The following is an 11703-nucleotide window of genomic DNA, read 5'->3' as shown; positions in this document are numbered from 1 at the left end:
TATATCTTACATACTATAAAATTTAATAGTATTTTTATTTTTTAGAAAAATAAAACAATAATATAGAATTTATTGTATAATGTTGTAAAAAGATGTCGGAGGGATTTAATGTTAAATAAAATATCTCAATTCACAATTAAGCTTTCATCAATTCTTTTATCACTCTTACTATTATTAAATTTACCTTATTTATTTATCACTCAACAAGGGTTTACCTTTCAACCAATTTATTTTTTTAATCAGATCGTTACCATGTTAAAACAGGTCTTCTCCCCTGAATCATTAGTGATTATAGGATCAGACCCGAAGTTTGGCCATTTCAAAAAAACACCATTATTTCCAACTGTTTTAGAACCTTACCTATATTCATTTACTATATTATTTTTAGCCTTTTTTCTTGCTCTCTTTCTATCATCTAGCATGGCATTTTTTTATTTTTTAGCGAAAGATTATATAAAAAAATGGATAAACCGAATTGTGTTCATATTAGAAGCTGTCCCTGATATGATGATGATGATTTGTTTGCAAATATTCTTCATATGGGTACTTCAAAAATTCGGGGAATCTCCTGTCACTATTATTTCTTTTAATGAAAATCGAGCTTATTTACTCCCTATTTTATCATTAGCTGTCTTACCTACATTACAAATGTTTCGGATGATGGTGTTATACATAAAAGAAGAAGAAGGAAAACATTACGTAGAGGTTGCATATGGAAAAGGCCTTTCATCAAGTTATATACTCTGCATTCATTTATTCAAAAATATATCTATCCACTTCTTTCACCATTTAAAAACGATTTTTGTTTTCTTACTTTCTAATTTATTCATTTTAGAATTTGTTTTTAATATGGAAGGCATTATTCAATTTCTATTTAATAAGGCGTTTGTTTCACCTCCCGCTGCATTTATCATACTTGTTATGATTATTTTACCGTTTTATGCCATTTTCCAAATAGTCTCATTCATGATGAATAGATGGAAAAAGCAATTGAAAGGAGTATCATTATGAAATCTATTTGGAAATCAAAACGCTTTTTAATCGGCTTTATTTATCTATTCATACTTATTTCAGCTAGTTTTATTTATAGTTGGTTCTTTAAAGATAACATCCCAAAACCTCCTCAGTTACTTTACAATGACAATAACGAATTACTTGGAAAGGCCCCCTTTCCGCCATCGTTAATTCCACCTTTTGGATCTGATCGTTTTGGAGAGTCTGTTTTCTTACAAATTGTAGAAGGAGCAAAATTCACTATTTTATTAGCCGTAGCAATTAGCTTCTTTCGAATTTTATGCGGAACATGTATAGGAATCCTCTTAAGTTTATATGCTCCAAAACTCAAGAGATTTTTCCAGTCATGCTCAGAAGTTTTTTATTATATTCCAACTCTATTTATCGCATTCATACTCATCACGCCCGTTAATATTATAATCACATCAAATGCTGATGGGGTAGATCCAAATATTTCATTTACGTTTTATCAAGTACTCGTACTTATTTTCGTCGCTCTGCCTACACTTTCTTTATACATATCCTCAGAGGTTGATGAATTTATGAAACAAGATTACATCTTAAGTTCACAATTACTGGGGGCTAGTCGTTTTCATATTATTAAAAAACACTTACGAGTCTTATTACTTGACCGCTTATTTGTATTATTTATGGAACATATCGTCCAAACACTCATACTCGTTATCCATTTAGCGTTGCTTAACATTGTAATTGGCGGCATACAAATGCGTGAACTCTATGACGGAGTGCTCAAACCTGTTTCTCTATCTAATGATTGGGCAGGTCTTATTGGATTAAATCGTAATGAAATGAATCTTTCATGGTGGATTATTTTTTATACTCTCGCTTCATTCTTTATTACGATTCTATTTATTAAGCTTATGACCATCGGGATTCAAGATGCACTGAAAGCAAGAGATTCGCAAATTGTAGCAATTCAAAACGTTCCAGATCATAAAAAATTTGTTAAACATAAAGATTCCTTTTCGTTTGCAAATAAAGTAAACCTTTAATCATTTCTCATTAATCAAGTATTAATTGGCATCGATATTAGTAGAAAATAAAGAAGATGATCCCTATTAAATACAGGGATCATCTTCTTATGCTGTCTAACTTTTTTACATGTCCTTTGCTAGACTCATGCTTTTTATATTTAAAGTGAATTATTTGCAATCACAATTATGTTTTTTAAAATCAATTACCATACGCCCTTGAATTCTACCTTGTTCCATTTCTTCGAATACATTTTGTACTTTATCTAGCGAACAAGTTTGAACAACCGGCACTACTTTTCCTTCTGCCCCAAACATAAACGCCTCTTCCAAATCTTTACGAGTACCCACTAGAGAACCAACTACTTCAATTCCATCCAGTACAAGTCGCGGGATGTTTAAGTCCATTGTTTCTACTGGTAGCCCTACTGCAACTACTTTACCGCAAGCACGTACTGCATCAACTGCTGAGTTAAAGGCTACTTTAGAGACTGCTGTTACTACCGCAGCATAAGCGCCACCAAGCTCCTCTTGAACAATTTTATCAGCAGGACCTTGAGAAATTGGATTGATAGTCATATCAGCACCAACTTCTTTCGCTAAGGCTAATTTGTCGTCATTAATGTCTACTGCGATTACCTTTGCACCAAATACATTTTTAGCATATTGGATAGCTAAGTTACCTAATCCACCGCAGCCATAGATTACAATAGGTTGACCAGGTTTAATATCTGATACTTTAATAGCTTTATATGTAGTTACACCAGCACATGTAATTGATGATGCTTGAGCAGGATCTAATCCTTCTGGTACTTTTACCGCATAATCAGCTGTAACGATACATTGTTCAGCCATACCACCATCTACTGAATAACCTGCGTTTTTAACTTCACGGCAAAATGTTTCTCTACCAGTTACGCAATATTCACAACGTCCACAAGATTGGAACATCCATGCAATACTTACACGGTCACCTATCTTTAGCGAATTAACATCATCAGCTATTTTCGTAACAATACCTACACCCTCATGACCAAGAATACGGCCATCAGTGTTACCAAAATCATGATTCGCAACGTGTAAATCAGTGTGGCAAACTCCACAATACTCTACATCTACTAACGCTTCGCCTGAGCGTAACGGACGTAATTCTTTTTCAATCACTTCGATGTTTGCTTTGCTGTTTTTATTAACCACTACTGCTTTCATATGTGATCTCCCCTTTAGTGTTTTAGTGTTTTAGCGTTTTAATGAGTTTATCTCACAACTACTTTCCTCACTACTTTGGCTAGTTATTGTACCAAATTTAAGTGTTCAATCATCATTACATCTTCATCATAACATGACACTTCATAAACAAATTGTGAAATTATGAACAATATTTGAATTATTACACAAATCGGTCTTTATTTTAAATTTTTAAAAATGAAAGTTTATCACTGACTATAAGTAAGTCATACATTTCTAAAAGAAAATACAGTAACAAACTTCTCATCGATAAAAAAGCTCTTCACTCAATATTTTCTATATTTAAACACTTAGTTTCACAGTAATAGCCTTTACCGCCAACATAAACTTTTTCTATTTTATTTTTGCTATTGGTTGCTAATTTAACTAATATTTCAGAAGGCAAGTGTAATGAATAACCTTGTTCAAATACATAGACTTCTTTTTGCAAGTAGTGCTGTTCATAAAGGTAGCAAGCTAATGCACCGTTTGAAGTTCCAGTCGCTGCTTCTTCATTAATGTCGTATAGTGGAGCAAAATTTCTGCATATAATTCGATTGTCATTAAAAGTATATAGATGCATCCCGACAACATTATAATACTTGCTGATTTCTTTAATTTTTTCAAAATTAGGTTGTAGCGCATGTAATTGTGTTTCGCTTTTTATAGGAATTAAAATATCTTTTAAGCCCGTGGAGACAATTTGAATTGGGTAATTATTGTCTATATCTTTAATGTCAAAACAGTCGATGAACTCGTTTGGAGATACAACATCATAGAATATCGGTTTGTTTTGTTCCATGAATATGATGTCATCTTTTATAGTAATAGTAAGAACACCGCTGTTCGTTTCAATCGTATAGCGATTCTTGAAATTTTTATTTAAATGCATCAGTATCGTGAAAAATCCGATTGTGGCATGACCACATAAATCAACTTCTTCTTTTGGTGTAAAATACTCAAATTTATAATCAGCAATTTCAGATTCTGATATAAATGCGGTTTCCGCATAACCCAGTTGTTTCGCTATTGTCATTTTTTGAGTAGTGGTCAATGTATTTGTATTCTCAATAAATACCACTCCTGCTTTATTTCCGCCTTTATGATCCTTGCTAAATGCACTTGCAACATAAACAGATATTTTCATAAGACACCTTCCTCGCCTATAGTAAATTCCAATATAATAATCACTATATATAAATATAATTGGATAAATTATCAATAAAACAAGAGACAAACTATTTTTTTTAGCATTTGAACTCTCCAAAAATAGTTTGTCTACAGTCTACAAGCTCTTCATTTGAAGAGCTTTTTTTATATTCGTTTCATCGAAATCGTTTCACGTATACTTTGTAAATTTTTTAGCGTTTCCTCTTGTCGCTGCAACGACAACCCTACATACAAAGTATCTAATAAGCTTAACTGTGCTAATCGTGATGAACTTGCTTCTGTGCGGAACTCAGTCTCACGTGTTGATGTATATAACGTAATATCAGCAAGTTGACTTAATGCTGATTTCTTATAGCTCGTAATCGCAATAATTTTGGCCCCTCTTGCTTTCGCTACTTCTAACGCTTCAAGTAACCCTTTATTGCTACCAGAATGAGAAATGCCAATAACAACTGAATTTTCCGAGAGTAAACCTGCTCCCATAATTTGAAAATGCGAATCAGTATGAGCGATACAAGAAATACCCGTTCTCATAAACTTATGATACGCATCCATCGCAATAATACCAGAGCCACCATTTCCATAAAACTCAATTCGCCTTGCTTCTTGCAAAGCTCGTACAGCCTGCTCAAGTGCTGTTTCATTTAGCAAATGTAAAGTATCTTGCAGTCCTGTAATATGCGAATGAAAAACTTTTTTAGCAACAGTTACCATACTATCTTCTGCTGATACCTCTTCATGAATATTTTGCATCGGTGTATGTACAATTTCACGAGCTAATGTAATCTTTAAATCTTGAAAACCTTGCAAACCAAGGTGTTTACATAAGCGGAATATCGTCGCTTCGGAACTACTCGTAACTTCAGCTAATTCTGTAATAGATTTATGTACAACATCTTGTGGATGTTTCAAAATATGTTCGGCAATACTTCGCAATTTCGGTGATAAACCATTTAACGAAGCCTGAATCTTTCCAATCCCACTCCTTGTACCAGGCATAGCATATCCTCCTCTTCTATCGTAGCTTTATCCTGTAAAAACCGATTAGTTTAACTTTATTGTACCTAATTATTGAAAGAAGAAAAACCTATATTAGGGATTACTATAAATTTTAATTGCTCCTATGTATTCTGTCATACGATATAACAGAATTATTCATGCTTATGAATAATCCTCCCCATGCTTCACTGCGTATAATGCGGCTTGCGTACGATCATCCACTTCCAATTTAGCTAAAACGTTTGAAACGTGTGTTTTCACAGTTTGTTCTGTAATATGAAGTTCTGCTGCAATCTCCTTGTTGCTTCTTCCTTTCGCAATTTCGCGAAGTACCTCTTGCTCTCTTTTCGTTAACATTGAAAAAGGATTTTCTATTTCCTTCTTTACTGCGGTACGCCCCATTAATGCAGGTGTTACTTTCGGGTGAAAATTCGCATTTCCTTGATGTACTGCAATAATAGAAGCGACAAGTTGCTCAGGTTGTACTTCTTTTAATTGATAACCATCTGCTCCAGCTTCAAGTGCTGGTATAACATAATCTTGCTCTGAAAAACTACTTAATATAAGTACCTTTATCGTCTCATCGTATTGCTTTAGACGTTTTGTTGCCTCAATTCCATCCATTTTCGGCATCGATACATCCATTAGTACGACATCCGGTCTTTCTTTTTGCACGAAATGTAATGCCTCTTCGCCATTTTCCGCTTCCCCAATAATTTCAAATTCTTCTCTCGTTTTCAAAAAGAATACAAGTCCTCTTCGAACGATATGATGATCCTCAACTAGTAGCAATTTAATCTTCAATCTTATTCTCCCCTTCAAATCGGCAATTGAATTTCTATTTTTGTACCCTTTCTCAGCTCTGTTATAATTTGAAACGACCCCTTCATTAACTGAATACGTTCCTTCATACTTTTCAGGCCAAGTGCTGACTCCCTTACTTGCTCTTGGATAAATCCTATTCCATTATCTTCTATGTAAAAATGTAACTGGTTATTTTCTATTTTCAAAAGAACATGTACCTTTTCACACGAAGCATGCTTTTTACAATTATGTAGCGCCTCTTGGCTAATACGCCATAAAACTTCTTCTATTTCATCCCCAATTGAAACCATCCCATCAATTCGAACTTCCACTTGAACTCCTAATAACTTCCCGTAATTTTGAATTGCTTCTGCTAACCCTTTCTCTAATCCTTCAGGTCTTAATTGCCAAATTAATAGAGTCATCTCTTGTAATGCTTCTTGTGATAATTCTCCAATATAACTTAACATCTCTTGCAATTCTCTATCTTGCGTCATATTCAAAGTACCTTTCGCTGTTAGCATAATAGAAAATAACAATTGTTTTACTGAATCATGTAAATCACGTGCAAGTCGATTTCTTTCCGCTACCACTACATATTTACGTTCTTTCTCAACTAACTGAATACGTTGTATTGTTGTTCCAATTTGAAATGCAATTGATTCTAATAATGCTAACTCTTCCTCTGAAAAATGAGTCTTATGAGGCGCAGCCACATTTAGTAGACCAAATTTTTCTGATCCAGACCTAAGCGGAATTGTCGCATGATGTGTAACATCTTCTGTCTCTCCCCAATTACATTCAATTGCATCTTCTATTCGCTTACATTCAATAATATTAGTCGCTTTTTCTAATCTCCCATTCACAAAACGTTCTACACACCAACAGTTTCCTTCACACATCGGCTTCTTCTCTTGCCACGTAAGAGCCTCTGGTAAATTTTCGTCTACAAGCATGCTATGCTTTCCACTTTCATCAATAAAGAATATCCACCCTGTTTGTAAATTCATTACTTGTAACAATGTATGCAACACTTTTTCTAACATATCCTGTAAGTTTGTTGCTTCATTTAATAATTCAGCAATTTCTTTTAATGCTTCTAAACGATGCATCTCTTTTTCTTCAAAGTTCATTCTCATCACCAACTACAATTATAACATTAAGAAATTTCTAAATTCTACAAATAAAAAAAAGAACCGAATCTCTTCAGCCCTTTCTTTATATCAATCATTTTATTATTGTTATTCTATCCAATGTTGGAATCAGAATTTTTGTTAACAAACGATTCTACTTTAGCTGTCCGATAAAGATTTTCCACCATGGATATGCTGTAAATTTTCAGTAGTAACAACCATATTCGCTGCTGGCATTTGCACTTGATTCTTATGAAACATAGACATTAATTCAAATCTTACTTGTCTAGAAGTTTCAAAATAATCTTCTGGCTTTATTAAACCTGTAATACAAAATTCATAGCCAACATATTTCAAGTTAGGATTTAAGTCTGTAACACCGACGTATTTAAATGGCTCAACAGCGTCATCCTCTACTCTATAAAGAGTTTGATCCAATTTTTCATTGCATATAACACATACTTCTTCTAACAATTCCTTCACTCTTGTTGGATCTTCCTGATAACTTACCGTGATGCGTTCAATTACACGCATCCATCCTTTATTAAAATTTTGTATTGTTCTAATCTCTCCGTGCGGGATGGTAAGTAGTTTTCCTGACCATTCACGAATTTGCATAAAACGAATACTAATCTCTTCAATAGTTCCTGAATTTGTTCCGTTAAAAGTTACAAAATCACCAACTCGAAACTCTTTGTCCGCTAATCTTGCAAAGCCTAATATAACATCTTTTAGCATCTGTTGTGCTGCAAAACCGATGACAACTCCAGCTATCCCTGCACCTGCAATAATACTTTTTATATCTACAAATTGGCTAATTAAATATATGATAAGACTGATGATAATGATATATCTAAAAATAGATCGAATTACACTTTGAATCGTCTGCTCTACCTCTTCATCAAAAAAGCTTGATTTCCTAAAAAACCAATCAATAATCCGGTTTATTACAAACGAAATAATGATTAAAACTAAAGCAAATAGTAAAAATCTTAAAAGTAAAAACTCCCTTACATAATTAAAAAATTCTTCAGTATACGTTAATAAACTCATCCATCCACTTCCTTAACTAATAAAAATTCTATACAAAGCTGCTATATTTTTAAAATTCATTAGACATTCTTCTATAAATATACCCTTTTTCATAACCTAAAGGGAGCTAGCAATTGAATTTTTTTATGACTTCACTTTAAGACTACACAACCCATCCCAATAAAAGGAAAACATTTACATAATATCGAATAGTTCATTTGAAAATATTATTACTCACGAGGGTTACAAGCAATGGGATATATTGAAGAACTAAGAGAAGTTGTTGGATCAAGACCGCTTAATTTAGCAGGCGTTGCGGTAGCTGTTTTCAATGAACAAGGACAAATACTACTACAACAAAGGCGAAATGGCATGTGGGGCGTTCCAGGAGGTTTTGTAGAACTTGGTGAATCTATAGAAGCAGCTGGAAGACGAGAAGTACTTGAAGAAACCGGAATCGAAATTGGTACACTTCAGCTAGCAACTGTGTTTTCAGGTAAAGAATGTTTTGTGAAATTACCGAACGGAGATGAATTTTCCCCTATAACAATCGCTTACCTTTGCAAAGATATTACAGGTGGCTTGCTAAAAGCTGATGGAGTCGAATCATTACATGTACAATTTTTTACTTTAAATGAGCTACCACAAAATATTAACCCATTCATAAAAAAATTAATTGAACAAAATGTCGTCTCAGTTTAAACGCAAAAAAGAGACCTTTTTAAAGGCCTCTATTTCATTTCACTTCTGCATGTAAACAAGATTTAAAATGTCCAAGTGCAAATTCATGCCCTTGCGCATTAAAAGATGCAACTGCCTTTTCATAAACAACAATTTTAAATCCTTTATTATAAGCGTCTACTGCTGTGTGAAGAACACAAATATCAGTACAAACACCTACAAGATGAACTTCTTCTATTCCTCTTTCTCTTAACTTCATTTCTAAGTCGGTTCCTGCAAATGCACTATATCGTGTTTTATCCATGTAATATACATTTTCAGCATTTTTATATGTTTCGTATACATCTTGTAATTCCCCAAACAAATCTCTTCCACTTGTACCAGCTATATTATGGGGTGGGAATAATTTTGATTCTGGATGATATACATCATTTTTTTCATGTTTATCAATCGCAAAGACAACGTAATCTCCATTTTCAATATATTGCGTCGTTATATGTACAATTTCCTTCTCAATTTCTTGACCTGGTTTTCCGCAAGTTAAAGCACCTTTTTCCGCTACAAAATCATATGTATAATCAATATTAATAAGAGCTCGTTTCATAACTACTATCTCTCCTTCTTCTGTTTCACAGTAAACAATAGAAAATTTGTTATTACGACATCGTATGTACTATTCGACATTTCAAATGAAATACCTACATTTTTCTTGTAAAACTTACCTTAATTCGAGTTTATCATAAAGTGAAACTTTAATCATTGGAGAGTTTGTTCATCTCCAATGATTATTAGTTAAACCAATCGGACAGTTGATCTCCCACCTAATCTCCTCACATATACCGATTTTTAAGGCGAGGTCTTACTGCCCATTAATGCGGGATATAATAGATACACAATGGTAAAACAACTAGCTCCTATTACTAAGTCATGAATTTGGTAATTAAACGTAATTTGAATCACCTCTTGTATCGTAAACCAAATTACTGCCATCATTATACTAATCAAGACGATACGAATACACCGATTCACATCTTCAACCTCTTTCTCTGTCATAGTAGTAGCAAGTGATTTCTTCCTATTTAATCGTATTAGAAAACGAAACAAGTTATTCACTCTTGCACACTCTAGTCCAAATAAAAAAGCACACTACTTTTTTAAGTAATGTACTTTTTATTCTTATTAAGACGCAGGCTTTGTCTCAAATGTTGCTTGATTAAAACTAATAACCTTTCCTTTCGGGTCATTGTTTTCATACTGAACTGCAGTAATCGTATGACTACCTGTTTCAAGCGTCTTTTCTTTTAATTGTACTGTTGTCTGCGTTGTACTAGTTACTTGATGTCTATCTGTATACATTTGATCTACAAATATGAAGGTTTCTTTATCACTTTGAAAATTAGAAAGTTCTAATTCAACTTGCTGAATTAAAGTATCCTTTTTAATGAATACAGTCGGTATATTGCCATTTTCAGAAGTACCATCTGGAGTAATAACTTTTACTTTCCCTTCTCCAATTGACATTGCACCTTCAGGAAATACAACCATATTCTCATCACTTGCGTTTACAACTTGTTCTTCCTGTTTTGATTGCGCGTCCTCTTTTTCCTGTGGAGCACCGCAACCTACTAATAACAATACAGACAATCCAGTGATTATGAATTTTTTCAAAATTCATCCCCCCTGTCATTTGATTATAATTTATTATACAAAAATAACTTTTAAATTTTAAGACAACTTTTAAAACTTTTATGAACATATAGAAGCTTGCTCACGATTAATGTATCATACTTTCCTTAATAGAACATTAATTTTTTTTATGAAATAAATAGTAATTCCTTCTTATTTATCATTTTAGCCCAACAAATCGATATAATACCCCCTCAAAAATAAAAAGACATTGATATGTCCAATGTCTTTTCTATGTAGCACTTTAAAAAACAAATGTTGTGATTTCTTCTACTTCTTTTCTTGGAAGTTTTTTTGGCTTATCTTTCGGAAATCCTAGTGAAATAACCATATTTATTTGTTTTTCAGGCTCAATTTGTAAATATTGGCGCAGTTCATCTTGAGCTAGCAATACTGGCCCTGTCATTGGACAAGTACCAAGTCCCTTTGCATGTGCAGCTAACATTAAGTTTTGTGCCGCTAAACAGCTACTCTTAATCCCTTCTTCTTCCCAAACTGAATCTGGAACAAAAGCAATTGGATCAAATATCTTTTCACGGAACTTTGATTCATATGGTGTTGCCAAACATACGATTAATACTGGTGCCTCCGAGAAAGCTGTTGCATATGGTCCGAAAGAACGTGTAAGTAATTTCCCTGCTTTCTCTTCTCCATTTTCTGCTGCTTTTGCCGCAAGTTTATGTAATGCATCCCATGTCATTTGTTCAATTTCTTTAATCTTCTCTCGATTCATGATAACTAAGAATTCCCACGTTTGTGAATTCGTATCACTCGGTGCGTAACGCGCACAATCAATTATTTCTTTTATATCATTAGTAGATACTTCTTGATCTTTAAACTTTCTAACACTTCGTCTTCCGTGAATTACTTCTTTAAAATCTTCATAATTCATATATTAAATCCCCTTTTTACAGCGTTTTCAAAACTTGTCCTATGCTTGAATTATATCATGAAAAAAAGCCGGA

13 protein-coding genes are annotated in these 11703 nt (G+C 33.4%); 3 read left to right on the top strand and 10 right to left on the bottom strand.

Annotation, left to right across the window (positions count from 1 at the left end; all coding sequences use genetic code 11):
* The first annotated feature begins 108 nt into the window (after positions 1-108).
* Together MHH27_RS11335 and MHH27_RS11330 are read left to right on the top strand one after the other, a co-directional pair.
* A complete protein-coding gene (locus MHH27_RS11335; RefSeq protein ID WP_000932680.1) occupies positions 109-1011 on the top strand; it encodes an ABC transporter permease subunit in 903 nt (300 codons plus the stop codon).
* Positions 1008-2027 carry an ABC transporter permease gene (locus MHH27_RS11330; RefSeq protein ID WP_141549174.1) on the top strand — a complete coding sequence of 340 codons (1020 nt, stop codon included), beginning with the start codon at positions 1008-1010 and terminating at the stop codon, positions 2025-2027. Before MHH27_RS11335 ends, MHH27_RS11330 begins: the two co-directional genes overlap by 4 nt.
* Before the next feature lie 150 nt (positions 2028-2177).
* On the opposite strand, the gene adhP is transcribed toward MHH27_RS11330, so the two are convergent.
* From adhP to MHH27_RS11300, 6 genes are all read right to left on the bottom strand, one after another.
* Complete coding sequence (adhP, locus tag MHH27_RS11325; protein WP_000649129.1) at positions 2178-3215, bottom strand: alcohol dehydrogenase AdhP; 1038 nt, start codon at positions 3213-3215, stop codon at positions 2178-2180.
* A gap of 301 nt (positions 3216-3516) precedes the next feature.
* Positions 3517-4380, bottom strand: a complete 864-nt coding sequence (locus tag MHH27_RS11320; protein ID WP_258131617.1) for a PhzF family phenazine biosynthesis protein — start codon at positions 4378-4380, stop codon at positions 3517-3519.
* Positions 4381-4547: 167 nt separating this feature from the next.
* Positions 4548-5402, bottom strand: coding sequence for a MurR/RpiR family transcriptional regulator (locus MHH27_RS11315; RefSeq protein ID WP_001119651.1), 855 nt, complete (start codon positions 5400-5402; stop codon positions 4548-4550).
* 162 nt (positions 5403-5564) lie between these two features.
* Positions 5565-6206 carry a two-component system response regulator CasR gene (gene casR / locus MHH27_RS11310; RefSeq protein WP_000694630.1) on the bottom strand — a complete coding sequence of 214 codons (642 nt, stop codon included), beginning with the start codon at positions 6204-6206 and terminating at the stop codon, positions 5565-5567.
* Positions 6207-6220: 14 nt separating this feature from the next.
* Positions 6221-7318 (bottom strand): two-component system sensor histidine kinase CasK, encoded by a 1098-nt coding sequence (casK, locus tag MHH27_RS11305; protein ID WP_170925745.1) that lies wholly within the window; start codon positions 7316-7318, stop codon positions 6221-6223.
* Between the two features lie 180 nt (positions 7319-7498).
* A complete protein-coding gene (locus MHH27_RS11300) occupies positions 7499-8392 on the bottom strand; it encodes a mechanosensitive ion channel family protein (RefSeq protein WP_069355526.1) in 894 nt (297 codons plus the stop codon).
* 231 nt (positions 8393-8623) lie between these two features.
* Here MHH27_RS11300 and MHH27_RS11295 point away from each other — a divergent pair, with 231 nt between their 5' ends.
* Positions 8624-9073, top strand: coding sequence for an NUDIX hydrolase (locus tag MHH27_RS11295; RefSeq protein ID WP_258131619.1), 450 nt, complete (start codon positions 8624-8626; stop codon positions 9071-9073).
* A 34-nt stretch (positions 9074-9107) separates the two neighbouring features.
* Here the strand turns inward: MHH27_RS11295 and MHH27_RS11290 are convergent, their stop codons facing one another.
* The 4 genes from MHH27_RS11290 to MHH27_RS11275 form a co-directional block, all read right to left on the bottom strand.
* Positions 9108-9656 (bottom strand): cysteine hydrolase family protein, encoded by a 549-nt coding sequence (locus MHH27_RS11290; protein ID WP_000816771.1) that lies wholly within the window; start codon positions 9654-9656, stop codon positions 9108-9110.
* Between the two features lie 242 nt (positions 9657-9898).
* Positions 9899-10165: a hypothetical protein gene (locus tag MHH27_RS11285; RefSeq protein WP_033667345.1), complete on the bottom strand. Its 267-nt coding sequence runs from the start codon at positions 10163-10165 to the stop codon at positions 9899-9901.
* 66 nt (positions 10166-10231) lie between these two features.
* Positions 10232-10720, bottom strand: a complete 489-nt coding sequence (locus tag MHH27_RS11280) for a hypothetical protein (protein WP_000713495.1) — start codon at positions 10718-10720, stop codon at positions 10232-10234.
* A 262-nt stretch (positions 10721-10982) separates the two neighbouring features.
* Positions 10983-11630, bottom strand: a complete 648-nt coding sequence (locus MHH27_RS11275) for a nitroreductase family protein (protein ID WP_001105280.1) — start codon at positions 11628-11630, stop codon at positions 10983-10985.
* Between the last annotated feature and the right edge of the window lie 73 nt (positions 11631-11703).

The sequence above is a fragment of the Bacillus sp. FSL L8-0152 genome (assembly GCF_038006365.1).
In the GTDB taxonomy this organism is placed as follows: Bacteria; Bacillota; Bacilli; order Bacillales; family Bacillaceae_G; genus Bacillus_A; species Bacillus_A cereus.
The sequence above is the reverse complement of the archived record's forward strand: the minus strand, read 5'-3'. Positions and strand labels throughout refer to the sequence as shown.

Coding starts and splice junctions, on each gene's coding strand:
- MHH27_RS11335 (WP_000932680.1), top strand. CDS start 109: ATGTTAAATAAAATATCTCAATTCACAATTAAGCTTTCATCAATTCTT.
- MHH27_RS11330 (WP_141549174.1), top strand. CDS start 1,008: ATGAAATCTATTTGGAAATCAAAACGCTTTTTAATCGGCTTTATTTAT.
- adhP (WP_000649129.1), bottom strand. CDS start 3,215: ATGAAAGCAGTAGTGGTTAATAAAAACAGCAAAGCAAACATCGAAGTG.
- MHH27_RS11320 (WP_258131617.1), bottom strand. CDS start 4,380: ATGAAAATATCTGTTTATGTTGCAAGTGCATTTAGCAAGGATCATAAA.
- MHH27_RS11315 (WP_001119651.1), bottom strand. CDS start 5,402: ATGCCTGGTACAAGGAGTGGGATTGGAAAGATTCAGGCTTCGTTAAAT.
- casK (WP_170925745.1), bottom strand. CDS start 7,318: ATGCATCGTTTAGAAGCATTAAAAGAAATTGCTGAATTATTAAATGAA.
- MHH27_RS11300 (WP_069355526.1), bottom strand. CDS start 8,392: ATGAGTTTATTAACGTATACTGAAGAATTTTTTAATTATGTAAGGGAG.
- MHH27_RS11295 (WP_258131619.1), top strand. CDS start 8,624: ATGGGATATATTGAAGAACTAAGAGAAGTTGTTGGATCAAGACCGCTT.
- MHH27_RS11290 (WP_000816771.1), bottom strand. CDS start 9,656: ATGAAACGAGCTCTTATTAATATTGATTATACATATGATTTTGTAGCG.
- MHH27_RS11275 (WP_001105280.1), bottom strand. CDS start 11,630: ATGAATTATGAAGATTTTAAAGAAGTAATTCACGGAAGACGAAGTGTT.